This window comes from Chromobacterium sp. Ag138, from assembly GCF_055181315.1.
On record NZ_JBUPWA010000001.1, the window covers coordinates 726,795 to 749,318 of the forward strand.

Genomic DNA, 22,524 nt, shown 5'->3' on the forward strand with positions numbered 1-22,524 from the left:
GCCCAGCACGGGAATCAGCCAGCCCAGCCACGGCGACACCCACACCAACGCCGCCATCGCCGCCAGGCTCAGTCCGGCGAAGATGAACAGCGGTTTGCTCCTGTTTCCCATTCAACCATGCCCCCGCCAGTGTGGAATCTTATCGTCGGCGCCGCCCCCCATACCGGCGGGTGTGTGGTTTTACTTAAGTTGCCGCCGACAAGACTGTCAAGAAAGGCAATGGAATTCAGGGCGCCGCCGGCGACACCAGGCGGCCGTAGCTGCCGTCCTGCTTCATTGTTTCCAGCGCGGCGTCGAAACGGTCGCGCAAGCCGGCGAGCTCCGGTTTGCGCGCAAACGCGATATAGCTGGGAATTTGCTCGACCGGCGGCTTCAGTTCGCGCACCAAGGCCTCGGCATGCTGCCGCCGGACAATGTCCCGCGCGCCGAGCCGATTGCTGATCAGGATGTCGAAACGCCGCGCCAACAGTTTGTCCATGTTCTGCTCGCCGCTGGCGGCCGTCTCCGCGATGCGGATGCCGCCTTGCCTCACCGCCGCGTCGAAGATCGCGCCGTAGCTGACGGCCCTGACCACGCCGAAGCGATAGCCGGCCAGTTGGCTCAGCCGGCCGTCGAAGCGAATGGGAGAGTCCCGCAGCACGAACAGCGACACCTCCTGCGGCATCAGCACCTGGCGGGAGTAGTCCAGCAGGGCCTCACGCTCCGGCGTCTTGTAAAGCGTGAAGATGGCGTCCGCCTGGCCCGATTCCGCCATAGCCAGCGAGCGGCCCCAGGGATAGATGCCGACATGGACAGGCCGCCCCATCCTGCGGAAGGCCTCGCGCACGATGTCCACCGCGATGCCGCTCACCTCGGTCCCATCCTGATACTGGTAAGGCGGATATTGCAGCGTGACCAGCTCCAGCGGCCGTTCGCCGGCGGCAGCCAAAGCGGGCAGAAGGCACAGCAAAACGAGCAAGCGGGACAAGATTCGCGCGCTCCATAAAGACAAAGAGGACGTTCCGCTGCCGGAACGCCCTCTTTGGCGCAGAACCGGCCTGGACTCTTCAAGATAGCCCAGGCCAAAGGCCGATCAGATCAGATTCTGCTCAGCCACGTTCAGGTTGAGGTCTATCATGTGCTCGCTGCCGCCCTTGTCCTTCAAGTCCAGCCGCGCGCACTCGATGGCGTCGAGATACGCTTCGGTGATGTCGCCGGTGATGTATTTGCCGTCGAAGCAGGAGCTCTCGAACAGGCCCAGCTCGCGGTTGACGCTGCGCACCGCGTCCTGCAGCGCGTCCAGATCCTGGTAGATCACCACGTCGGCGCCGATTTCGCGCGCGATCTCCGCCTCGTCGCGGCCGGTGGCCAGCAACTCGGCCCGGGTGGGCATGTCGATGCCGTAGACATTGGGAAAGCGCACCGCCGGCGCGGCCGAGGCGAAATAAACCTTCTTGGCGCCGGAATCGCGCGCCATCTGCACGATTTCCTTGGACGTGGTGCCGCGGACGATGGAGTCATCCACCAGCAGCACATTGCGGCCGGCGAACTCCAGCGGCACCGGGTTCAGCTTCTGGCGCACCGACTTCCTGCGCACCGCCTGGCCGGGCATGATGAAGGTGCGGCCGATGTAGCGGTTCTTGATGAAGCCCTCGCGGTACGGCAGGCCCAGCGCGTTGGCGAGCTGCAGCGCGCTCTGGCGGCTGGAGTCCGGAATCGGGATCACCACGTCGATGTCCAGCTCCGGCAGATCGCGGCGGATCTTCTCCGCCAGCGTCTCGCCCATATTGAGGCGGGACTGGTAAACCGACACGCCGTCGATCACCGAATCCGGGCGGGCGAAGTATACGTATTCGAACAGGCAGGGCGCCAGGCGGGTATTTTCGGCGCAGATCTGGCTGTGCATGTCGCCGTCGAAGGTCACGTACACGCACTCTCCCGGCTGCACGTCGCGCAGCAGGCTGAAACCGGAACAGTCCAGCGCCACCGACTCCGACGCGAACATGTATTCGGTCTTGCCGTCTGTCTCGGTGCAGCCCATCACCAGCGGACGGATGCCGTTGGGGTCGCGGAAAGCCACCAGGCCGAAGCCGGCGATCATCGCCACCACCGCGTAGGCGCCCTTGACGCGGCGGTGCACGGCTTCCACCGCGCCGAACACGGCCTCCACCGTCAACTCGTGGCCCGTCACCCGTTGCGCCACTTCGTGGGCGAACACGTTCAGCAGCACTTCGGAGTCGGAATTGGTGTTGATGTGCCGCAGGTCGTTGCGGAACATGTCCGCCTTCAGCTCTTCGGTATTGGTCAGATTGCCGTTGTGCGCCAGCACGATGCCGAAGGGCGAGTTGACGTAGAACGGCTGGGCCTCAGCCAGGCAGGAAGCCGAGCCAGCCGTCGGATAGCGCACATGGGCGATGCCGGCATTGCCCAGCAGCGAACGCATGTTGCGGGTGCGGAACACGTCGCGCACCATGCCGCTGCCCTTGTGCATGTGAAAGGTCTTGCTATTGGCGGTAACGATACCGGCCGCGTCCTGTCCGCGGTGTTGCAGCACCTGCAAACCATCGTACAGCAGCTGATTGACCGGCGATTGACCGACCACGCCTAGAATTCCACACATCTTTAATGCCCTCTATCCCAACTTGCTGAAAAAGGAAAAGCCCAAAAGAAAGAGGCGGAATCTTGAAGTAAAGATATCAAGATATTCCGCCTCTTTCGCCTAACTGTCCGGCGGCAAGCCGCCGGGCGAGTCGTAGTGCAAATTGTCCGCCATCGTTGGCGGCAACCATGGCCTCAATGACAAGGCCAGAGATTCGAATGGCGCCGCGAGCACGGCGTTCCTCCACATAGGTTTCTGCGGCAGATTGCTCAATCCGCCCAACAGCACCAGCGCTGTCACCAGCGCCAAGCCCCGCGCCAGGCCGAACATGCCGCCCAGCAGCCGGTTGACCGCGCCCAAGCCTATGCTGTCCACCAGTCCGGTCAGCGTCACCCGCAGCAAGGCGGTGGCCAGCCACACCAGGAAGAAGACCAGCACGAAGCCCGCCACCATCCGCAGGCCTTCGCTCTGCAGGCTGGACGGCAGGAACGCCATCGCCAGCGGCGAAAACTGCTTCGCGCACCAGAAGGCTATCAGCCACGAGCCCAGCGACAGCACCTCGGCGATCAGACCGCGCATCAGGGCCATCAGCACCGATCCGGCGATGATGGCTATTGCGATATAGTCGAACACGGTCATGGCGGCTACTTGTTGATGATGATGCCGTTGATGCCGGACTTGGCCAGCTTCTGCAGCGCGGCCTGCGCTTCAGCCTGGCTGGCGAACGGACCGACGCGGACGCGGGTCACCTCGCCCTTGCTGGTTTCCACCTTGGAAAAGTGGGCGGTCACGCCGATGGCGGAGAGTTTGCCGCGCAGCGCGTCCACCTTGGCCGGATCGGACAGCGCCGCCAGCTGGATCACCGACTTGCCGTGGGCCGGCTCGGCCTTGGCCTGATGGCTGTCCGGATCGACGCGGCCCTCCAGGATGGCGGCCGGATCGGCCTTGCGCGGCTTCTCGGCCTTAGGCTCTTCCTTGCGTTTTTCCGGCTTGGGCTCAGTTTTGGGTTTCGGCTCGGGCTTGGGTTCCGGCTTCGGCGCGGTTTCCGCCACGGCCGGGGCCGGCTTCGCGGCGGGCTTGGCGGTTTCCGCCGGCGGCGGCGCGATGACGGAAGACAGGTTGGCCGGCAGCTCGGTGGCGTTGCCGGACGCGGGCGCCGGAACAGCGGCGTCCGCCGCTACCTGCGACGCTGCGGGCTTCGCGGCCGCGGAAGCGGCCACCGGCGCGGACGCGCCGCCCATGATCTCGATGGACTCGGGCTTCATCTGCTGCTCCGGCAGATGACCCACCACATTCCACAAAACGACGGTGGCGATGGAAACCAGCACCACCGCGCCCACCAGGCGGCGGCGGGCGCGCTTTCTCAGCAATATCAGTTCATCGTGGCTGGACAGTGCCATGCATTCCTCAAACCGGGTGTCGCCGGGCCGCTTCCACTTCCGCTACGGTGTGGAACGATCCGAAAACGACGATTCTATCATTTTCGCCGGCCCGCGATAAGGCTGCCGACCACGCTTGGGCGACGGTATCGAAAGCGGACACCGACGCGACGCCGGCATTTTTCAGCGACGCGGCGATGGCTTCGCCGCTCTGGCCGCGCGGCATGTCCAGCCCGGCCGCCAGCCAATGGTCGAATTCGCCCTTAGCCAGCTCGATCACCGCCGCCATATCCTTGTCGGCCAGCATCGAGAACACCGCGTAGCGGTTCTCGGCGTACGGCAGCTGCTTGAGCGCCGCCACCATCGCCTTGACCGCGTGCGGGTTGTGTCCGACGTCCAGCACCACAGCCGGGCGGCCCGGCAGCACCTGGAAGCGGCCTGGCCACTCCACCTCGACCAGGCCCTGCTTGATCGCGCCTATGCCCACCGGCAGTTGGTCGCGGATCGCCTCCAGCGCGGCCAGGGCGCCGCAGGCGTTGACCATCTGGTAGCCGCCGCGCAACGCCGGAATGGGCAGCGCGTGGCGCGCGTGGGCGCCGCAACGGAACGACCACTGGTTGTCCATCCGGGTGTAGCCGAAATCGCGGCCGTACAGCCTCAGATCCGCGCCGATGGCGGCCGCGTGGTCCAGCAGCCGCTGCGGCGGCTCGGGGTCGACGCAGATCGCCGGCTTGCCCGCGCGGTAGATGCCGGCCTTCTCGAAGCCGATGTCCTCGCGGTTGTCGCCCAGAATGGCCTGATGATCCAGATCCACGCTGACGACGACGGAGACGTCAGGCTCAAAAATATTGACCGCGTCCAGCCTGCCGCCCAGCCCCACCTCCAGGATGATCACATCCACCTTTTCGGCGACGAAGCTGTGCACCGCGGCCAGGGTGCCGAATTCGAAATAGGTCAGCGTGGTGTCGCCGCGCGCGGCGTCTATCGCCTCGAAGCTGGCGATGATGCGCGCGTCGCTGGCCGGCTTCAGATCGATGGCGATGCGCTCGTTGTAGCGCAGGATGTGCGGCGAGGTATACGCGCCGACCTTGAAGCCGGCGGCGCGAAAGATGCTGGACAGCATCGCGCAGGTGGACCCCTTGCCGTTGGTGCCGGCCACCATGATCACCGGACAGGCCGGCTTGAGCCCCATCGCGTCGCGCACCCGGGACACGCGGGCCAGGCCCATGTCTATCGCCGCGGTGTGCAGGCTTTCCTGCCAGCTCAGCCAGTCGTCCAGCGTCTTCTTCATCGTCATCGGTGGGTTTCCGTCTCTTCTTCAGGCTGCGGCGGCTGGAACCACAGCAGGTAAACTCTTAGCAGGCGGCGCGCTTCGGCGCCGGCCGAATCCGGCCACAGCATCACGCTGCGGCGCCTGCCGTCCTGCCTGGCGCTCAGCACCGTCAGCAGCGGCGTGACGAAGCAATCGTCCAGCACCTCCGCCTCGCGCCGCTCGTCGCCGCGACACAGGAACAAGCGGCCGCGCGGATCGATTTCCAGCCGCTCCGGCGCGTCGCCCCGCAGCCATCCGTCGGCGCGCAGCGCGCGCTGGGCCAGCCAGGCGGCGGCCGGCACGCTGATCAGATAAGCCGCCGGCAGGTGCCAGGCCACGACGGCCGCATAGGCGGCGAAAGCGGCCGACACCAGGCCCAGCCACCACCGCGACGGCCGCAGCGGCACCGAGAAGGGTTGCAGCAGCGGCCGTTCGCGCATGATGTTACAGCTCGCTGGCCGGGCTGTTGGTAATGTCGTCGTCGACGCTGTCCATCACCGTGGAGTGGATTTCCACGTCAAACCACTCCCAGAACGCCTTCAGCGACAAATCCTTGGGCCACAGGCTTTCGTCCTCGTCCCAGGACGCGAGTTCCATCTTGAACAGCTGCTCGCTGATTTCGTCGATGTGGGCCACGCCCTCTTCCGGCTCGATGAACTCCGGCAGCAGGATGGCGGTGCAGTCGCTGCGCAGGCTGTCCAGCGACAGATCGATCATGTCGGTGTCCGGCAGCTGGTTCAGCCAGTCCAGGAACGGTTGCTTCGGTTTGATCACGGCAACGGCGCGGTCGACGAAATACATGGCGGGACCTTTCGGACAAATGTTGATTCGGCGCGCATTGTATCAGCCCCGAAGCCGCCAGGCGACCCGTCCGCCGGCAGGGCCATCGTGTTAAACTGGCCGGTATTTTCCCATCTCGCAAGACACACAGAACATGGCCCTGATTACCGTCGAGAAGGCATGCCTCGCCTTCGGACACCACGCGCTGCTGGACAACGTAGACTTCGCCCTGGAACCGGGCGAGGCGGTCGGCCTGATCGGCCGCAACGGCGCGGGCAAGTCGTCGCTGCTGAAAGGCATCGCCGGCGCGGTGCAGCTGGACGACGGCCGCATCAACACCAAGGGCGACGTCAAGGTCGCCTACGTGCCGCAGGAACCGGAATTCAACCCCGAGCACACCGTGTTCGAGGCGGTGGCCGAGGGCCTGGGCGAGCTGAAGGCGCTGCTGACCGACTATCACAAGGTCACCCAGCTGCTGACGCAGGCCGACGCCGACCACGAACAGGCGCTGGCGCGGATGGAAACCATCCAGCACGAGCTGGAGGCCCGCGGCGGCTGGCAATTCGACGCGCTGATCTCGTCCACGCTGAGCCACCTGGGCCTGGACGCCGACGCCCGCATCTCGGCGCTGTCAGGCGGCTGGAAGAAACGCGTGGCGCTGGCGCGCGCGCTGGCGTCCAAGCCGGACGTGCTGCTGCTGGACGAGCCCACCAACCACCTGGACGTGTCCGCCATCGAATGGCTGGAAGGCCTGATCAAGAGCTTCTCCGGCAGCGTGCTGCTGATCACTCACGACCGCCGCTTTCTGGACAACGTCGCCACCCGCATCATCGAGCTGGACCGCGGCATTCTGCGCAGCTATCCGGGCAGCTTCTCCGCCTATCAGACGCGCAAGGCGGAAGAGCTGGCGATAGAAGAAGAGCAGAACCGCATCTTCGATAAATTCCACGCCCAGGAAGAAGTGTGGATCCGCAAGGGCATCGAGGCGCGCCGCACCCGCAACGAAGGCCGCGTGCGCCGGCTGGAGGCCATCCGCCGCGAACGCGCGTCCCGCCGCGAACGCGTCGGCAAGGTGAATTTCCAGCTGGATGCCGGCGAGCGCTCCGGCAAGCTGGTGGCGGAACTGGAACACGTCAGCAAGGGCTTCGGCGATAAACAGCTGATCCGCGACTTCACCAACCGCATCCTGCGCGGCGACAAGATCGGCCTGATCGGACCAAATGGCGCCGGCAAGACCACGCTGCTTAAGCTGATCCTGGGCGAGCTCGAGCCCGACTCCGGCTCGGTCAAGCAAGGCACCAAGCTGGAAATCGCCTACTTCGACCAGTTCCGCGAGCAGCTGGACGAGGAAATGAGCGTGGCCGACGTGATCAGCCAGGGCAACGACTTTGTCGAGATCGGCGGCGTGAAGAAACACGTGATGAGCTATCTGGAAGACTTCCTGTTCTCGCCGCAACGCGCCAGGAGCCCGGTGCGCTCGCTGTCCGGCGGCGAACGCAACCGCCTGCTGCTGGCCCGCCTGTTCACCCGCCCGGCCAATGTGCTGGTGCTGGACGAGCCGACCAACGACCTCGACATCGACACGCTGGAATTGCTGGAGGACGTGATCGCGCAGTATGCAGGCACCGTGTTCCTGGTCAGCCACGACCGGGCCTTCCTGGACAATGTGGTCACCCAGGTGATCGCCTTTGAGGGCCAAGGCAAGCTGGAGGAATACCCGGGCGGCTACCAGGATTGGCTGGAAGCCAGAAAGCGCATGGCCGAGCTGGCGCCGAGCGAAAAAGCGAAGGAAGCTTCGCCCGCCGCGGCGCAGGCGCGCCAGGACAAGCCCAAGGCCGCGCGCAACAAGCTGTCCTACAACGAAACCCGCGAGCTGACGGCGCTGCCGGACCAGATCGGCGCGCTGGAGGCGGAGCAGGCCGAGCTGAACCAGCGCCTGCTCGATCCCAACTGCTACCGCGACACGCCCAAGGAAGCCATCGCCTGGCAGCAGCGCGTCGACGAAATCGACGAGCTGCTGCTGGAAAAGCTGGCCCGCTGGGAAGACCTGGAACAACGCGCCCGCTGAGCCCTGCCCGTTGGGCTGGGCGGCGCTTTGCCGCCCGGTCGCGGATGGGCTACACCGGAAGGAAGAGGCGACGCGGAACGCCATCCAGCCTCCCGCGCCGGCCGCGGCCTGCGTCGCCAAGACCCAACCAGACACGGGGCGGAGGACATGTGGCGCCACTCGACAGCCGAAAACCGCGGCATGGGCAAGGCTGGCGGCTCGCGGCAGCGCTGGCGATGACCGTCAGCGCCGCGCAGGCGGCGCCGCTGGCTTGCGCGTCCGACGTGGATTTTCCGCCGTATGTGTTCACCTCGTCGTCCGGCTTCGCCGGCGGCGCCCAGGACACAGGGCTCGCCATCAATGTGCTGCAGCGCGCGCTGAGGCGCGCCGGGCGCGAGCCGGCGGTCATAGAAAGGCTGCCGTGGAGACGCTGCCGCGAGATGGTCGCCCACGGCCAGATCGACATCGCCATCGACGTTCCCTCCCGCGAGCTCGACGAAAAACGCTTCCTGGCCACCGACGCCTACGCCGAAGTCCATCACCTGTATTTCTATTCCGCCAGAAAGCACCCGGAGGGCGCGCCGCTGCGCGCGCTGTCCGATCTCAAGCGCTACACCGTGTGCGGCCTGTTCGGCAACCGCCTGGACGCGTTCGGCGTCGACCCTTCGCGCCAGGACATCGGCTCGAAGAACGAGCGCAGCGCGATCAGCAAGATCATCGAGAACCGCTGCGACGTCTTCATCGAAATCCGTGAAGTGGTGGACAGCCTGTCCCAACGCGACGCCGCGCTGCGCGATCTGTTCAACGGGCCGGCGCTCCGCCGCGCCGACCTGCCCGGCGACACCCCCACCGGCCTGCATTTCGAGCTCAGCCGCGCGTTGAAAGGCGGCCGCGCGCTGCAGCAATCGTTCAACGCCACCATCCGAGACCTGATCCGCAACAATGAAATGGCCCGCATGATGCCGTGATGCCGCTCACTTCAGCGGCTTGCCGAACACCGTTTTCGAGGCGACCGGCATCAACTGGTCGACATTGCGGCTGGTGGCCACCAGGATGGGTACCAGGATTTCCTTGGCCGGCGAATGGCCATGCAGGTGCGAAACCAGCGCGCCGGCCGCGGAGCTGCCCATCAAATACGGCTGCTGCATGCCGACGGCGATCAAGGCGTCGCTCTTGAGCAGGCGCGCCACGTCCGGCATCGCGTCGAAGGAGACCAGCAGCGCCTGCTTTTCCTTGCCCGCCTCCCGTATCGCCCGCATCGCCCCATCCACCGGCTGGTCGGTTTCGATGAAGAAGCCCCGCATGCCCGGATGCGCGGTCAGCATCTCCTTGACATAGCGGTATGTTTCCTCGGCGGAGTAATCCTTCATCTGCCTGAGCACGATCTCGCGCGGAAAGCCGGCATCCTTCATCGCGTCGCGGAATCCATTGGTGCGGTCCTGGCCGTTCTTCCTGGACAACTCGATGGTGACCATGCCGTACGCGCCGCCGCTCCAGTTCCGCGCCTTAAGCGCCTTCGCCAGCTCCGCGCCCACATCGTATGCGCCGCGATAGTTGTCCGACTTGACGAAGCTGACGTAATCGCCGCCGCTGGCGCCGATATCGGCGATGGCGACCGGAACGCCAGCCCGCCGGGCCAGCGTGAGCGCCTCCTCCGCCGACTTGCTGTTGGTCGGGGAAATCACGATCCCCGCCACATGGCGATCGATGGCCTGGCGGACATTGCTCAGCTGCATCTCCGCGTTGAGCTTGCTGTCCAGCTCCGAAAACGCGTAGCCGTTCGCCTCCGCCACCGCCCTCACTCCCTTGCCCACCGTGTCCCAGAACGGCAGATCGGCCTTGGCGGTGATGTAGGCGATTTCAGCGGACAGCGCATGCGGCGCGACGAGGGCGATGAAGATCGCCAACGCCCGCGGCAGCGCGCGGCGCATCAACGACGCGATCCTCAAAACGATTGTGGAGACCGTTACAATATTCACCGCGCATCTCCCCTCGGAAAGATGTCGAATCGAGCTACCAGTTTAGCCGGGCACGCGCGATATCCATGGAAAATCAGGGCCATCCGGATGCCGGCGTTGCCAGCCGGCGCGCCATTCGCCCCGGCATCGCCGCCGACCGACATGGCCCGACCCGTTACCGCGTTTACAGTGGCGCCGGAGCTGGCGTCCCGGCTCGCGCTATACTGCCCCCAAAGCAGCCTTTCCCGTCGCGTGGCCGGAGCGCCCGGCGGGAGCGAGACAAATCGCCGCGGAGCCCGATGCGGGGCGCACACCCCCTCCGCGGCATGGAAAGACAGGAGTCCAAGCGACAATGGAAGACACCCAGCTGAATGACGGCGGCGCCGGCCGCCGCCGCCTGCTCCAGGGCGCGGCGCTGGCCGGCCTGGCGGCCATGCTCGCCGCCTGCGGCACCACGCCGGTGAAAACCAGCCAGCAGCGCCCGCGGCCGGGCAAGCCGGGCGGCGACACCTCGCTGTCCAACATCACCGCCGACGGCAACGGCCGCGAGATCCTGCTGTACACGATAGGCCTGCTGGACGGCGGCTATCAGTTCGGCGGCAGCAATCCGGAAGCGGGGCTCGATTGCAGCGGCATGGTCAGCTACATCTACCAGAACGCCGTCGGCATCCGCCTGCCGCACAACGCCGCGCAGATCGCCGGCATCGCGCGGCCGATCTCCGACAGCCAGATGCAGGTCGGCGACCTGGTGTTCTTCAACACCATGAACCGGCCGTTCTCGCACATGGGCATCTTCATCGGCGACGGCAAGTTCGTCCACGCGCCGCGCACCAACAGCACCATACGCGTGGCGCGGCTGGACAACGTCTACTTCGCGCCGCGCTACCAGGGCGCGCGCACCGTGCTGCGCGCCTGAGTCCCCGGCGGCCGCGCCCGGCTCCGGCGCGGCCGCCCTCCCATCCCCGGTGAATATCCGTCCGCGCTATGCTAATCTGCGCTATCCGCATCACGCAGCGCAGACAACCGGCTCATGAAACTGAAATTCAGCAAGATGCACGGCCTCGGCAATGACTTCATGGTCATCGACGGCGTGCGCCAAACCGTGTCCCTCGCCCCGGAGCAGATCCGCCTGCTAGGCAACCGCCAGCTGGGCATCGGCTTCGACCAGCTGCTGCTGGTGGAGCCGGCGCGCGAAGCGGCCCACGACTTCCGCTACCGCATCTTCAACAACGACGGCGGCGAGGTCGAGCAATGCGGCAACGGCGCGCGCTGCTTCGCCAAGTTCGTCCGCGACCAGGGCCTGACCGGCAAGACCCGGATCGAAGTGGAAACCGCGCGCGGCGTGATCGCGCCGGAATACCTGGGCGACGGCCTGGCCCGCGTCGACATGGGCGTGCCGCGCTTCAAACCTGCCGACCTCCCCTTCCTGGCCGACGCCGAAGCCTTGACCTACGCCTTGCCGCTGGCCGGCGGTGCCTGCGAGATCGGCATCGCGTCGATGGGCAATCCGCACGCGGTGCAACTGGTGGATGACGTGGATGCCGCGCCGGTGGCCGAGATCGGCCCGCGCATCGAGAGCCATCCCGCCTTCCCGCAACGGGTGAACGCCGGCTTCATGCAGATCGTCAACCGCGGAGAGATCCGCCTGCGCGTCTACGAGCGCGGCGCCGGCGAAACGCTGGCCTGCGGCACCGGCGCCTGCGCGGCGGTGGCTTGCGGCATCCGCTGGGGCCTGCTGGACGCACGCGTCACCGTGCACGCGCGCGGCGGCGACATCGTGATCGAATGGGCCGGCGAAGGCAGCCCGGTGATCATGACCGGCCCGGCCGTCACCGTTTTCCAGGGCGAAATCGAACTTTAACCCCCGCCGCCACACCAACCCATTTCCGCATCCCGATAAGGAAAGGACAAGGCAGATGCACAGCGAACAAGTCCTGGCGTTTCTCGACGAGCATCCCGACTTCCTGCAGCAGCACGCCCCGCGTTACAACCTGCAGGCCGCGCCGCAGAACGGCGAGCGCGTGATCTCCTTCGTCGAGCGCCAGATGCTGGAGCTGAAGGACCAGAACCGCCAGCTGGAGGCTCAGCTGCAGCAGCTGATCGAGCGCGGCCAGGATAATGACCGCCTGCTGGCCAGGCTGCACCGCCTGACGCTGGCCTTGCTTGCCGCGCGCGGCCCCGGCGAGCTGATCGCCGAGCTGAAAGGCAGCCTGCGCCAGGAGTTCCAGCTGGACCGCGCCGCGCTGAAACTGTGGCACCCGGCCGCGGAGAAGGACGCCGAGCATTACAACGCCCGCAGCGAAGTGCAGGGCCTGGCCCGCAATCTAGCGGCGCCGTATTGCGGGCCTTACGTCAACGACGAGGTGCTGAGCTGGTTCCCCGCCACGCCGGTGCTGCAGTCCTTCGCCCAGGTGGCGCTGAAAGACGCCGGCGGCCAGCCCTTCGGCATTCTGGTGCTGGCCAGCGACGATTCCCAGCGTTTCACCTTCGACATGCACACCCAGTACCTGGCCCAGATCGGCGAGCTGGTATCCGCCGCGCTGCTGTCGGCGCTGGAGGCTGCATGACGGCGACGCCTGTCGGAATCCTGCTGCTGCTTGTCCTCATCCTGTTTTCGCTGCACATGGCCTGGCGGCTGGTCCGCAGCCGCGACGGCACCGCTGTCGCCTGTTTCCTGGCCGCCTACCTGATACTGGCGGCGCTGCTGGACCACCATCCGGAACCGGTATCGATCGAACCTCTGGTATTGCCGCTGTTCTACCCTTACGCCTGGCTGGGCATCGCCGCCGCGATGTGGGCGGCGGTCCACATGCGCGTGAGCCGGCGCGCCATGCGCTTCCCGGGCCGCGACCTGCGGCTGGCGGCGCTGTGCGCCAGCCAGCTGGCCTTGCACCTCGGGGTGCTGGCGCTGTCGCCGTGGCTGGAGTGGCGTCCCATGGCCGCCTATGTGCTGGTGTCGCCGCTGGTCGCCGCCATCAGCTATCTCGCCTACCGGCTGCAGCTGATGGAAATGCGCCGGCGCTCGGATTGCGAGACTTCCTGGGTCTTCTGGGGCGGGCTGTGCCTGATCCTGCCGGTCGTGCTGGCCTGGCTGACGGTGCGCGTGATGCCGCTGCTGCTGTACCTGACCTAGCCGATCCGCTGTCGGCCATGAAAAAGGCGGCGCTGAAAAGCGCCGCCTTTTTCATTTTGGCCAGGCTGCCGGATCAGGACTCCTTCGCCCTCAGCGCCGCGCCGGCGCGCTCCCTAGCGGCTCCGCGACTCAGGGAGCTGAGCGCGATGCCGCCGAAAATCGCCGCCAGCCCGGCCGCGTGATACCAATGCAGCTCTTCGCCCAACAGCGCGATCGATTGCATCGCGCCGAAAGCCGGCATCAGGTACAGGAAAGCGGCCGCCTTGGCGGTGCCCACCATCGCGATGGCGCGGTTGTACAGCAGATAAGCCACCACCGAAGGCAACGCGCCCAGATACAGCAAACTGGCCGCGGCGCCGGCGTCCAGCGTCGGCAGGCCGCGCGACGACAGCTCGCCCAGGAACAAGGGCAGCAATACCGCCTCGCCCACCAGCAGCAGCGCGGCCATCTGCACCATGGGATCGATGCCCGGCTTCAGCTTGCGCAGGCCCAGCGTGTAGATGGCCCAGCTCAGGCCGCCGGCCAGCACGAACAGGTCGCCGCCGCTGAAATGAAAACCGCCGATCTCCAGCAGATTGCCCTTCAGCACGATCAGCAGCGCGCCGCACAGCGCCAGCGTCATGCCCATCCACTGCCGGCTGCTCAAGCGCTGGCGGAAATACAGCGAGCCCAGCAGCAGCACCATCACCGGCGTCGCGCTGTTGAGGATCACCGCGTTGGTGGCGGTGGTGGTCTGTACCGCCCAGTAGACGAAGGTATTGGTCAGGCCGATGCCGAACAGGCCCAGGACAAGCAGCAACGGCCATTGCGCGCGCAGCTTGCTCCAGTTGCGGCCCAGCCTGGGCAGCGCGAACGGCAGCACGCAGGCCAGGGCGATGCCCCAGCGGGCGAAAGCCAGCGTGAACGGCCCCAGCTGCGTATGCAGCGCGCGGGCGATGACGAAATTGGTGGACCACATCAACATGGTCAACACCAACAGGATGTAAGCGTTGCGTTGGGAATGAATGGCGGGCATGGCGACGAATGTAAACAATTTGTGCCATTTTACAATAATTCAAAGAAGCATTATTTCAATAAATAATCAAACAATGAAATATTTCATATGCTAAAAAATCATGATCGGAAGAAAAGTTCAAGAAAGAACAAAACCGCGCAAATTACATCCACAGAGTCCATGCGCCGCCGCCCTCCGCCCCCTACGCCTAAATAGCTAGACCGCCTCCCACCTCCAGGCAACTGCCGCGCGGCGCTTTCCCGCATACAATTTTCACTATCTCGGCAGTCCCCCAAGGATGCACCATGTTGTCCGACCGCTTCGGCCGCGCCATCGATTACCTGCGGCTTTCCGTCACCGATCGCTGCGACCTGCGCTGCAGCTATTGTCTGCCCAAGGGTTTCAAAGGCTTCGAAGAGCCCGCGCACTGGCTAAGCTTCGACGAGATCGAACGCGTCGCCGCCGCCTTCGTCCGTCTGGGCGCGCGCCGCATCCGCCTGACCGGCGGCGAGCCGCTGCTGCGCCGCGACCTGCCCTCGCTGGCCGGCAGGCTGTCCGCCCTGCCCGGCCTGGCGGACCTTTCCCTGTCCACCAACGCCACCCAGCTGGAGCGCCACGCCGAGGCGCTGCGCCGCGCCGGCGTGAGCCGGCTCAATGTCAGCCTGGATTCGTTGCGCCGCGATTGCGTGGCGCAGCTGACCGGCAGCGACAGCCTGCCCAAGGCGCTGGCCGGCCTGTCCGCCGCCAAAGCGGCGGGCTTCGAGCGGATCAAGATCAATATGGTGCCGATCGCCGGCGTCAACGACGGCGATATCGAAGCGATGGCGGAATTCTGCATCGAGCACGGCTTTATCCTGCGCCTGATCGAGGCGATGCCGATGGGCGACAGCGGCCGGGACGCCCGCGGCAGCGAGCTGGCGCCGATACTGGAGCGGCTGGGCCGCCGCTTCTGCCTGTCCGAGCTCAGCGCCAGCCTGGGCGGCGGGCCGGCCCGCTATTGGGGATCGCGCGACGGCCGCTTCACGCTGGGCCTGATCACGCCGATCAGCCAGCACTTCTGCGCCAGCTGCAACCGGGTGAGGATGTCTGTGGACGGCACGCTCTACCTGTGCCTGGGCCAGGAGCAGCGTTTCGAGCTGCGGCCGCTGCTGCGCGCCGGCTGCAGCGACGCCGAGCTGGACCGCGCCATCCGCGCCGCCATCGAGCTGAAGCCGGAAAAACACGACTTCCGCGAAGCGCCGGCCAAGGTGATGCGCTTCATGTCGCAGACCGGCGGCTGAATCACCGCTGATCCGCCAGCCAGGCGGCAATGAAATGCGCCACCCCCTCCGCGTCGTTCAGATCCAGCACCGGAATGGCCGCCGCCAACGGCGCGTCGCTGGCCACCGCGATCACATCCCTGTCATCCAGATAGCGCGCCGGCTTGCCCAGCGCCGGCCGGTACACCTCCAGCTTGGGCACAGGCAGGCTCTTCTGTCCCTCCAGCAGCACCAGATCGCACGGCGACAGGCGCGCCAGCTGCTCGTCCAGCGTCAGCTCGCGCGCGGTCTCAGCAAACACGCCCACCCGATGCGGGGACACGATCATCACCTCGCAGGCGCCGGCCTGGCGATGGCGAAAACTGTCCTTGCCGGGCGCATCCAGCTGCACATCGTGGTGGCTGTGCTTGATCACCGACACCCTCAGCCCGCGCCGCGTCAACACAGGCAACAAGGCCTCCAGCAAAGTGGTCTTGCCGCTGCCCGAATAGCCGCATATGCCCAGTACCGCTTGCATGCCTTCTCCTTTTGGCGGATTGTCTCGAACACCGATAAAAGCTATGTTGAAACAATCAATATTTAAACCATAACCGCGACTGCCTATTGTGCAGCCCGCCGCCGCAGTACGCCATCCGCCAAAAGCAGAATATGCCCATGCCCGACATCCGCCTTGCGCCCCCCCGCTTCCAGACCCTGGCCAGCAAATTGCTGGTGCTGTCGCTGCTGGCGCTCTTCGTCGCGCTGGTCTCGATAGGCTATACGCTGGCCCTGTCCTGGCGGCTGGAGGGCGGCGCCGCCGCGATCAACGACGTGGGCAGCCTGCGCATGCGCACTTTCCGCGCCGCCTACCTGCTGTCCACCCAGGCCCCAGACCGCCTGCTGCGCGACGAGATAGACGGCTTCGACCAGACACTGGCCCGGCTGAAGCACGGCGACCCGGCCCGGCCGCTGTTCCTCCCCGACAACCGCGACATCCGCGCCCAGGAACAACGCCTGGAGCAACGCTGGCGCAGCGACATCCGCCCGCGGCTGCTGGCCGCCGGCAGCCAACCCACCACCCAGCAGCTGCACGCCTTCGTCGCCGAGATAGACAGCTTGGTCAGCCTGCTGGAGCGCGACAACGAAAACCACACCAATCTGCTGCGCATGTTCCAGATGGTGCTGATCGCGATGGCGCTGGCCGGTGCGGTGACCATGGCCTACATGCTGTTCCTGATGGTGATCAACCCGGTCAATACCCTGAGCGACGCGATACGCCGCCTGCGCGAGGGCGAGCTGGACACGCGGGTCAAGGTGGACCGACAGGACGAATTCGGCATGCTGGCCGAAGGCTTCAACCAGATGGCAGAGCGGGCGCAAGACCTGTACCAGAATCTGGAAAGCAAGGTGCAACAGAAAACCCGCGAAGTGGAAGAACAGAACCTGCGGCTAAAAACGCTGTACGACATGACATCCTTCCTGCACCAGCAGCGCGCGCTGGACGAAACCTGCCACGGCTTCATCGGCCGGCTGATGCAGCTGACCGGCGCCGACGCGGCCAACGCCAGGCTGGTGGACCCCGAGCGCGGCAAGCTGGATCAGATCGCCCAGCAGGGGCTGCCGGAAGAGATGGCGCTGGTCGAGGAATGCATTCCCGACGACGCCTGCCACTGCGGCGAAGCGGCGCAACAGCCCTTCGCCGTGCTGCGCCATATCGGCGAGCTGGAAGGCGAGGATATCCGCCACTGCGGCAAGGCCGGCTTCGCCTCCATCGCCGTGTTCCACATCCGCAGCCAGCGCGAGGATGTCGGCATCTTCACGCTGTACTTCCGCCAGAAGCGCGTCTTGTCGATGCCGGAGCAAATGCTGATCGAAACCCTGGGCCAGCATCTGGGCGTCGCCATCGAAAACCAGCGGCTGAGCGCGCGCGAGCGCCAGTTCGCCGTATCGGAGGAGCGCAACCTGATGGCCCAGGGCCTGCACGACAGCATCGCCCAATCGCTGTCCTTCCTCAATCTGCAGGCGCAGATGCTGGAAGAGGCGATGAATTCGCGCGAGGAGGAACTGGCCCGCGAGAACCTGGCCTTCATCCGCGCCGGCGTGCAGGAGTGCTACGAAGACGTCAGGGAACTGCTGCTCAACTTCCGCACCCGCATCAGCCGCCAGGAATTCCCGGAAGCGGTGCGCACCCTGCTGCAGCGCTTCGAGCAGCAGACCCGGGTGCCGGTGGCGCTGGAAATGCGCGGCGAAGGCAAGCCGCTGGACCCGCAACAGCAGCTGCAAGTGTTCTTCATCCTGCAGGAAGCGCTGTCCAATATCCGCAAGCACGCCGAAGCCAGCGAGGTGGAAGTGGAAATCGACAACACCGCCAGCTTCAGCATGCGCATCCGCGACAACGGCCGCGGCTTCGACTCCGGCCAGCTGGCGGCGAAATCCGCGCGCCACGTCGGGGTGTCCATCATGCAAGAGCGGGCCAACCGCATACACAGCCAGATTCAGATCAGCTCCGCGCCGAAACAAGGCACCACGGTGGAGCTGACCCTGCCCAAAGAGGAGCGCACCAGCGCATGACACAAGCCATACGCATTTTACTGATCGACGACCACACGCTGTTCCGCAGCGGCCTCAAGGCGCTGCTGCAGCGCCAGGATGACTTTCTAGTGGTCGGCGAAGCCGCCGACGGGTTGGACGGCGTCAAGCAGGCCGAGCTGCTGCGGCCCGACGTGGTGCTGCTGGACCTGGACATGCCGGTGATGAACGGCCGCGAAGCGCTGGCGCAGATACTGAGCGGCTGTCCCGACGCCGCGGTGCTGATGCTGACCGTGTCCGAGGATGGAGACGATCTGGCCGAATGCATGCGCGGCGGCGCGCGCGGCTACCTGCTGAAGAACATCAACGCCGACTTCCTGCTGGACAGCATACGTCGCGCCGTGGACGGCGACAGCGTGCTGTCGCCAGAAATGACCACCAAGCTGCTGGCCCGGCTGCGCCAGCCGCCCAGCGCCAAGACCAGCGAGCTGGACACCCTGACCCCGCGCGAGCGCGAAACGCTGAGCTGGCTGGCCCGCGGCGCCAGCAACAAGGAAATCGCCCGCGCGCTGGACCTGGCCGAGAGCACGGTCAAAGTCCACGTGCAGAACATCCTGCGCAAGCTGTCGCTGAGCAGCCGGGTGCAGGCGGCGGTTTACGCCGTCGAGCATGGGCTGGACAAGGCTTGAGCCTCGCCCGGTTTGATATCCCACAGCCATACCATCGTAGCGCGGGGCGGCCAAGGCTAACCCGCGTTCCCCTCTCATGTGTTTAATGAATTCAGCGTGGAATGACCTAGCTTATAGAGTGGTGTGTTTTTCCCATTCTTAGGTCGCCTAAAATAGTTAGTCCGAGCCGCATCATACTGATTTCAATATGAAATCTTGACGGCATAATTTTTATGCGCCAAAATCTGGTGGTTTCACTCGACATTTCGGGTGTCTAATTACAAGTTGGGCAGCTTAAGATGATCACCGCCGAAATCGCAAAGACGTTTCTTGAGTTCCTGAAGCTCGCGCCACGTTATCTCATAGCGCTCGGAGCTATGGCTGCCATCCTCCTTTTTCCAAGTCGCCAGTTCCTCGAGCAAATCGGCGTTGCGGAGTTTGCACAAAACAATCGCGCGGTTCTCGGCCTTACCCTTATTGTCACCGTGTCGCTTTTTGTTGTCTCTGTTGCCGCCGATATAACCGGCCTCATCAAAAAATGGCGAAGACGGAGAAATATCTATAGGCGCATAATCGATAGACTCCATAGCCTGACAGAAGATGAAAAGCAAATTCTCCGCTTTTACCTCGCCATGAATACGCGAGCCAATATGCTCCGCATTGAAGATGGCGTTGTTCAAGGACTCAAAGCCGATGGCATCATTTTCCAATCCGTCTCTCTCGGCAATGTTCTTGAAGGGTTCGCACATAATATTAGCGACTTCGCATGGGATTATCTCCACGCACATCCGCATCTGCTCGAAGGAACCACCAATACCTACCGAACTGATAAACGGGAGTCGTATTGGTAACATACTGCCCAACCCGGCAGTCAAGAGGGACGCGCCGCCTATCGGCGACTCGCCCCTCACTTTTACGTTAGAAGGTTGTTGTTTGGTGGGTTTCGCAGTCGCTGGCTGCGACTTGTCAGCTTGGCGCTTCGTCGTGTGACGTGAATGGGGATTTGTGAAACTTGCCGCGCCGAAGACAAACAAGCTGGCTGACGGAACTTCCCGATTATGCGACCAAGCTCTTATTGATTCGTTGCTTGCTGTTGAATAAATTTTTGGTGGACTGCGCTGGTGCGGTTATTTACTCGTGCAGTGCTAATATTTTATTCAAGCTGACGCTGCTTCGCGGTGCGGCTTAATTCACACATTATGCCCCAGATGCATTTTGCGGCCTAGCCTAAGAGATACCCGATGACAGAACCTAAAATTGATAGTATTACCACACTACTGGATCAGATATCTAAGATAAAAAAACCCGGCCACAGCTTATACTTTAGAGGGCAAAAGAAAAAATACGAATCCATTAAGCCATCAATCGACAGAGATGGGTTCCTTGAAAGCGAGGACAAGCTTTTCAAAGAGTTTATTATAAGAAATCCTGATGAATTTAAAGGCCAAAAATCAACCTTTGAAATTCTAACAAAAATGCAACATTACGGCCTACCCACGCGCCTTCTCGACATAACAACAAACCCTTTGGTTGCGCTATTTTTTGCAGTAGAAGCCGATGAAAATACCGACTCAGAAGCAGGCGAATTCATAGTTTACGCGATACCAGACAAATTTATAAAATATTACGATTCAGACACCGTAAGCGTAGTCTCAAACATCGTTAAAAGACCTTACAATAAACTCGACATCAGCAAAACATCGCGAAAAATATCAGAGGGCGAAGATAAGTCGAAATGGATTAAGCGATTTAACAGTCAGCCACATATTCAATACTTGCTGCACGAGATTAAAGACGAGAAGCCATACTTTTCCCACGTCATAGAGAAAGATCACCTTCAATCAATATGGTGCGTCAAGCCCCTGCTCAACAATCGAAGAATAATAAAACAAGACGGCGCATTCCTTCTATTCGGAATAGATGGCACAAAGAAAAAGCTTGCCGACTATAAAAAAGAAGAATTCGAACCACAAAGATTTAAAGTGCAGAACAAACCAATGCTCAGGGATCAACTAGAGCTACTCGGCTTTTCCAAAGACAAAATTTATCCAGAAATGGATACTGCAGCCGACTATTTGAAGCAAAAGTATAAAAAAGCATAACCATGCGCTCAACTATCGCTCGCTGGACAGTCAAAAGCGACGCTTTTGCCTGCCCGTTTGCTTAGTCGTTGCCTCGCCCCCCGGATATCAGCCACTCGCCGGCGGAACTCACGCCTGCGGCGCGATTCCGCCCTACGACAGGCGTAGGGTGGATGCCCCGCAGGGGCGATCCACCGCATCTACCCGGATAACACCACGGACCTCTACGGGAAACGAAACGTGGTCTGCCCAAACAAAACGCCGCACGCCCTCACCGGATGCGCGGCGTTTTTCATGCCCAGGCGTTCAGCCGCGCGGGCGCACCAGCTGCCAGGCCCGTCCCAGATAGGTCACCGCGCCGAAGCCGCTCCACACGTGCACCAGCCGGGTGAAGGGGAAGATCACGAACAAACTCATGCCCATGAACAGGTGCAGCTTGAACACCGGCGAGGCGGAGACGATGAAATCCGCCGCGTCGCCGCGGAAGGTGACGATATGCTGCGCCCAGCTCATCAGCAGCACCATTTCGCCGCCGTCCCGGTGCAGGGCCGACACGAAGATGGTGGACAGGCCCAATAGCAGCGTCGCCAGTATCCACAGCAGCACCAGCTTGTCGCGCCAGGTGGTGTTGGCCGCCAGGCGGTCGCACATAAAGCGGCGGTGCAGCAGCAGCGCGATGCCGATCAGGCACAGGCTGCCCATCAGGCCGCCGGCGCTCATCGCCACCAGTTGCTTGAAGCTGTGGCTGACGCCCAGCGCTTCCCACACCGCCAGCGGCGTCAACAGGCCGGCCAGGTGGCCGAAAAACAAGCCGATGATGCCCAGGTGGAACAGGATATTGCCCAGCCGCAGCTGGCCGCGGTACAGCAGCTGGGACGACTCGCTCTTCCAGCTGTATTGCTCGCGCTCGAAGCGGATCAGGCTGCCCAGCAGGAAGATGGCCAGCGCGATATAGGGGTAGATGCCGAATACAAATTGATGAAGGTAGCTCATGGTTTTCTCCTGCATGGCGGAGAGCGGGCGGCATCGCCCCCTCTCCCCGGCCCTCTCCCGCGAGGGGAGAGGGGGATTTGGGTTCTACATGGCGGCCTTGGCCCTGGCCGAAAGCCTTTGGCCTGGCCCGCCCGCTCTCCCTGCCCTTTTCCCGCAAGCAGAGAGTGAGGCTCTGGCGCTAGCGCGCGCCCCGCGCCGGCGGATAAAAATTGACCGGCGCGATGGCCGGCAGGGCCGGCTTCAGCAAGGGCTCCACGCCGTCCGCACCGGGGCCGAAGGTTTCCAGCATTTCGTCCATGTCGCGGATGGGCGGCGCCTGCAGCGGCTCCGGCTTGACCGGAGACAAGGTCAGCAGCGCGTCGAACAGGCCGGCGTACACCGAGCCGGCATCATTCAGCTTGCCGGCCACATGGCCGATCACATGCGCCGCGTCGCCCAGCAGCCGTTCGGACTCGGCCTTGTCACACTGGCCCAAAAACTCCAGGAACAGCGGCAGGTAGTCCGGCAGCTCGCTGCAGGCCGGCTCGAAGCCGTGGCGGCGGTATTCCTCCAGCAGGTCCACCATGGCCTGGCCGCGGGCGCGGTCCTCGCCGTGGATATGCTCGAACAAGTGCAGCGAGTGGGAGGGGGTGCGGTCGAAGGTGAGCACGTAACGCTGCTGCAGCACGATCAGGTCCTCGCTCTCCAGTGCCTGCAGCAAGGGCTCCAGCAGGCTGGCGGTTTGCAGGTGCTCGGCCGCCTCGGCGCGGATCTCGTCCACCGCGGCCGCCAGTTCGGCCTCCGGGTAGCACAAGAGCGCGGACAGAATGGCGTGGATGCGCATGATGGTCTCCC

The 22,524-nt window shown here is 64.0% G+C and carries 23 protein-coding genes; 11 read left to right on the forward strand and 12 right to left on the reverse strand.

The window, feature by feature from the left end; genetic code table 11:
• Nucleotides 1-226: 226 nt before the first annotated feature.
• From ACY3GB_RS03000 to ACY3GB_RS03030, 7 genes are all read right to left on the reverse strand, one after another.
• Nucleotides 227-967, reverse strand: coding sequence for a substrate-binding periplasmic protein (locus ACY3GB_RS03000; protein ID WP_463087427.1), 741 nt, complete (start codon nucleotides 965-967; stop codon nucleotides 227-229).
• Between the two features lie 105 nt (nucleotides 968-1,072).
• Nucleotides 1,073-2,599, reverse strand: coding sequence for an amidophosphoribosyltransferase (gene purF / locus ACY3GB_RS03005; RefSeq protein WP_463087428.1), 1,527 nt, complete (start codon nucleotides 2,597-2,599; stop codon nucleotides 1,073-1,075).
• Between the two features lie 99 nt (nucleotides 2,600-2,698).
• Nucleotides 2,699-3,217 (reverse strand): CvpA family protein, encoded by a 519-nt coding sequence (locus ACY3GB_RS03010; protein WP_463087429.1) that lies wholly within the window; start codon nucleotides 3,215-3,217, stop codon nucleotides 2,699-2,701.
• A 5-nt stretch (nucleotides 3,218-3,222) separates the two neighbouring features.
• Nucleotides 3,223-3,978, reverse strand: coding sequence for an SPOR domain-containing protein (locus tag ACY3GB_RS03015; RefSeq protein WP_463087430.1), 756 nt, complete (start codon nucleotides 3,976-3,978; stop codon nucleotides 3,223-3,225).
• Nucleotides 3,979-3,985: 7 nt separating this feature from the next.
• Entirely contained in the window at nucleotides 3,986-5,254 is a 1,269-nt protein-coding gene (gene folC, locus ACY3GB_RS03020; protein ID WP_463087431.1) for a bifunctional tetrahydrofolate synthase/dihydrofolate synthase, read from the reverse strand.
• Nucleotides 5,251-5,709 carry a protein YgfX gene (locus ACY3GB_RS03025; protein WP_463087432.1) on the reverse strand — a complete coding sequence of 153 codons (459 nt, stop codon included), beginning with the start codon at nucleotides 5,707-5,709 and terminating at the stop codon, nucleotides 5,251-5,253. The genes folC and ACY3GB_RS03025 overlap by 4 nt, the downstream gene beginning before the upstream one ends.
• A gap of 4 nt (nucleotides 5,710-5,713) precedes the next feature.
• Nucleotides 5,714-6,070 (reverse strand): hypothetical protein, encoded by a 357-nt coding sequence (locus ACY3GB_RS03030; protein ID WP_463087433.1) that lies wholly within the window; start codon nucleotides 6,068-6,070, stop codon nucleotides 5,714-5,716.
• Between the two features lie 133 nt (nucleotides 6,071-6,203).
• On the opposite strand from ACY3GB_RS03030, the gene ACY3GB_RS03035 reads away from it, so the two are divergent.
• Both ACY3GB_RS03035 and ACY3GB_RS03040 read left to right on the forward strand, forming a co-directional pair.
• On the forward strand, nucleotides 6,204-8,117 hold the full coding sequence (locus ACY3GB_RS03035) for an ATP-binding cassette domain-containing protein (protein WP_463087434.1): 1,914 nt from the start codon (nucleotides 6,204-6,206) through the stop codon (nucleotides 8,115-8,117).
• Nucleotides 8,118-8,332: 215 nt separating this feature from the next.
• Entirely contained in the window at nucleotides 8,333-9,064 is a 732-nt protein-coding gene (locus tag ACY3GB_RS03040) for a substrate-binding periplasmic protein (RefSeq protein ID WP_463087435.1), read from the forward strand.
• Nucleotides 9,065-9,070: 6 nt separating this feature from the next.
• On the opposite strand, the gene ACY3GB_RS03045 is transcribed toward ACY3GB_RS03040, so the two are convergent.
• Entirely contained in the window at nucleotides 9,071-10,027 is a 957-nt protein-coding gene (locus ACY3GB_RS03045) for a substrate-binding domain-containing protein (RefSeq protein ID WP_463087436.1), read from the reverse strand.
• A 379-nt stretch (nucleotides 10,028-10,406) separates the two neighbouring features.
• Between ACY3GB_RS03045 and ACY3GB_RS03050 the strand changes: the two genes are divergently transcribed.
• The 4 genes from ACY3GB_RS03050 (at nucleotide 10,407) to ACY3GB_RS03065 (ending at nucleotide 13,187) form a co-directional block, all read left to right on the forward strand.
• On the forward strand, nucleotides 10,407-10,970 hold the full coding sequence (locus ACY3GB_RS03050) for a C40 family peptidase (RefSeq protein ID WP_463087437.1): 564 nt from the start codon (nucleotides 10,407-10,409) through the stop codon (nucleotides 10,968-10,970).
• A 114-nt stretch (nucleotides 10,971-11,084) separates the two neighbouring features.
• Entirely contained in the window at nucleotides 11,085-11,915 is an 831-nt protein-coding gene (dapF, locus tag ACY3GB_RS03055) for a diaminopimelate epimerase (RefSeq protein ID WP_463087438.1), read from the forward strand.
• A 55-nt stretch (nucleotides 11,916-11,970) separates the two neighbouring features.
• Nucleotides 11,971-12,621, forward strand: coding sequence for a DUF484 family protein (locus ACY3GB_RS03060; RefSeq protein WP_463087439.1), 651 nt, complete (start codon nucleotides 11,971-11,973; stop codon nucleotides 12,619-12,621).
• A complete protein-coding gene (locus ACY3GB_RS03065; protein WP_463087440.1) occupies nucleotides 12,618-13,187 on the forward strand; it encodes a hypothetical protein in 570 nt (189 codons plus the stop codon). The genes ACY3GB_RS03060 and ACY3GB_RS03065 overlap by 4 nt, the downstream gene beginning before the upstream one ends.
• A gap of 73 nt (nucleotides 13,188-13,260) precedes the next feature.
• Here ACY3GB_RS03065 and ACY3GB_RS03070 read toward each other — a convergent pair whose 3' ends face one another.
• Nucleotides 13,261-14,202 (reverse strand): DMT family transporter, encoded by a 942-nt coding sequence (locus ACY3GB_RS03070; protein WP_343478932.1) that lies wholly within the window; start codon nucleotides 14,200-14,202, stop codon nucleotides 13,261-13,263.
• A gap of 284 nt (nucleotides 14,203-14,486) precedes the next feature.
• On the opposite strand from ACY3GB_RS03070, the gene moaA reads away from it, so the two are divergent.
• The gene (gene moaA / locus ACY3GB_RS03075) at nucleotides 14,487-15,461 is read left to right on the forward strand and encodes a GTP 3',8-cyclase MoaA (protein WP_463087441.1); all 975 of its coding nucleotides are present in this window, start codon (nucleotides 14,487-14,489) and stop codon (nucleotides 15,459-15,461) included.
• 1 nt (nucleotide 15,462) lies between these two features.
• Here moaA and mobB read toward each other — a convergent pair whose 3' ends face one another.
• Complete coding sequence (gene mobB, locus ACY3GB_RS03080; RefSeq protein ID WP_463087442.1) at nucleotides 15,463-15,957, reverse strand: molybdopterin-guanine dinucleotide biosynthesis protein B; 495 nt, start codon at nucleotides 15,955-15,957, stop codon at nucleotides 15,463-15,465.
• Between the two features lie 137 nt (nucleotides 15,958-16,094).
• Here mobB and ACY3GB_RS03085 point away from each other — a divergent pair, with 137 nt between their 5' ends.
• The 4 genes from ACY3GB_RS03085 to ACY3GB_RS03100 all read left to right on the forward strand — a co-directional run bounded on the left by ACY3GB_RS03085 (nucleotide 16,095) and on the right by ACY3GB_RS03100 (nucleotide 20,718).
• Nucleotides 16,095-17,990, forward strand: coding sequence for a type IV pili methyl-accepting chemotaxis transducer N-terminal domain-containing protein (locus ACY3GB_RS03085; protein WP_463087443.1), 1,896 nt, complete (start codon nucleotides 16,095-16,097; stop codon nucleotides 17,988-17,990).
• Nucleotides 17,987-18,637, forward strand: coding sequence for a response regulator (locus ACY3GB_RS03090; RefSeq protein ID WP_463087444.1), 651 nt, complete (start codon nucleotides 17,987-17,989; stop codon nucleotides 18,635-18,637). The genes ACY3GB_RS03085 and ACY3GB_RS03090 overlap by 4 nt, the downstream gene beginning before the upstream one ends.
• Before the next feature lie 356 nt (nucleotides 18,638-18,993).
• A complete protein-coding gene (locus tag ACY3GB_RS03095) occupies nucleotides 18,994-19,467 on the forward strand; it encodes a super-infection exclusion protein B (protein WP_463090910.1) in 474 nt (157 codons plus the stop codon).
• 390 nt (nucleotides 19,468-19,857) lie between these two features.
• Nucleotides 19,858-20,718 carry an FRG domain-containing protein gene (locus ACY3GB_RS03100; protein ID WP_463087445.1) on the forward strand — a complete coding sequence of 287 codons (861 nt, stop codon included), beginning with the start codon at nucleotides 19,858-19,860 and terminating at the stop codon, nucleotides 20,716-20,718.
• Nucleotides 20,719-21,003: 285 nt separating this feature from the next.
• On the opposite strand, the gene narI is transcribed toward ACY3GB_RS03100, so the two are convergent.
• Nucleotides 21,004-21,690: a respiratory nitrate reductase subunit gamma gene (gene narI, locus ACY3GB_RS03105; RefSeq protein WP_463087446.1), complete on the reverse strand. Its 687-nt coding sequence runs from the start codon at nucleotides 21,688-21,690 to the stop codon at nucleotides 21,004-21,006.
• Between the two features lie 178 nt (nucleotides 21,691-21,868).
• Complete coding sequence (gene narJ, locus ACY3GB_RS03110; protein ID WP_463087447.1) at nucleotides 21,869-22,513, reverse strand: nitrate reductase molybdenum cofactor assembly chaperone; 645 nt, start codon at nucleotides 22,511-22,513, stop codon at nucleotides 21,869-21,871.
• Nucleotides 22,514-22,524: the final 11 nt, after the last annotated feature.

What these genes read in the sequence shown, in the direction of transcription:
- purF (WP_463087428.1), bottom strand. Translation starts at nt 2,599, where the DNA reads ATGTGTGGAATTCTAGGCGTGGTCGGTCAATCGCCGGTCAATCAGCTG.
- ACY3GB_RS03085 (WP_463087443.1), top strand. Translation starts at nt 16,095, where the DNA reads ATGCCCGACATCCGCCTTGCGCCCCCCCGCTTCCAGACCCTGGCCAGC.
- ACY3GB_RS03025 (WP_463087432.1), bottom strand. Translation starts at nt 5,709, where the DNA reads ATGCGCGAACGGCCGCTGCTGCAACCCTTCTCGGTGCCGCTGCGGCCG.
- dapF (WP_463087438.1), top strand. Translation starts at nt 11,085, where the DNA reads ATGAAACTGAAATTCAGCAAGATGCACGGCCTCGGCAATGACTTCATG.
- ACY3GB_RS03065 (WP_463087440.1), top strand. Translation starts at nt 12,618, where the DNA reads ATGACGGCGACGCCTGTCGGAATCCTGCTGCTGCTTGTCCTCATCCTG.
- narI (WP_463087446.1), bottom strand. Translation starts at nt 21,690, where the DNA reads ATGAGCTACCTTCATCAATTTGTATTCGGCATCTACCCCTATATCGCG.
- ACY3GB_RS03095 (WP_463090910.1), top strand. Translation starts at nt 18,994, where the DNA reads ATGGCTGCCATCCTCCTTTTTCCAAGTCGCCAGTTCCTCGAGCAAATC.
- ACY3GB_RS03010 (WP_463087429.1), bottom strand. Translation starts at nt 3,217, where the DNA reads ATGACCGTGTTCGACTATATCGCAATAGCCATCATCGCCGGATCGGTG.
- ACY3GB_RS03040 (WP_463087435.1), top strand. Translation starts at nt 8,333, where the DNA reads ATGACCGTCAGCGCCGCGCAGGCGGCGCCGCTGGCTTGCGCGTCCGAC.
- ACY3GB_RS03050 (WP_463087437.1), top strand. Translation starts at nt 10,407, where the DNA reads ATGGAAGACACCCAGCTGAATGACGGCGGCGCCGGCCGCCGCCGCCTG.
- ACY3GB_RS03015 (WP_463087430.1), bottom strand. Translation starts at nt 3,978, where the DNA reads ATGGCACTGTCCAGCCACGATGAACTGATATTGCTGAGAAAGCGCGCC.
- folC (WP_463087431.1), bottom strand. Translation starts at nt 5,254, where the DNA reads ATGACGATGAAGAAGACGCTGGACGACTGGCTGAGCTGGCAGGAAAGC.
- ACY3GB_RS03035 (WP_463087434.1), top strand. Translation starts at nt 6,204, where the DNA reads ATGGCCCTGATTACCGTCGAGAAGGCATGCCTCGCCTTCGGACACCAC.
- narJ (WP_463087447.1), bottom strand. Translation starts at nt 22,513, where the DNA reads ATGCGCATCCACGCCATTCTGTCCGCGCTCTTGTGCTACCCGGAGGCC.
- ACY3GB_RS03030 (WP_463087433.1), bottom strand. Translation starts at nt 6,070, where the DNA reads ATGTATTTCGTCGACCGCGCCGTTGCCGTGATCAAACCGAAGCAACCG.
- ACY3GB_RS03090 (WP_463087444.1), top strand. Translation starts at nt 17,987, where the DNA reads ATGACACAAGCCATACGCATTTTACTGATCGACGACCACACGCTGTTC.
- ACY3GB_RS03060 (WP_463087439.1), top strand. Translation starts at nt 11,971, where the DNA reads ATGCACAGCGAACAAGTCCTGGCGTTTCTCGACGAGCATCCCGACTTC.
- ACY3GB_RS03045 (WP_463087436.1), bottom strand. Translation starts at nt 10,027, where the DNA reads ATGCGCCGCGCGCTGCCGCGGGCGTTGGCGATCTTCATCGCCCTCGTC.
- mobB (WP_463087442.1), bottom strand. Translation starts at nt 15,957, where the DNA reads ATGCAAGCGGTACTGGGCATATGCGGCTATTCGGGCAGCGGCAAGACC.
- ACY3GB_RS03100 (WP_463087445.1), top strand. Translation starts at nt 19,858, where the DNA reads ATGACAGAACCTAAAATTGATAGTATTACCACACTACTGGATCAGATA.
- ACY3GB_RS03070 (WP_343478932.1), bottom strand. Translation starts at nt 14,202, where the DNA reads ATGCCCGCCATTCATTCCCAACGCAACGCTTACATCCTGTTGGTGTTG.
- moaA (WP_463087441.1), top strand. Translation starts at nt 14,487, where the DNA reads ATGTTGTCCGACCGCTTCGGCCGCGCCATCGATTACCTGCGGCTTTCC.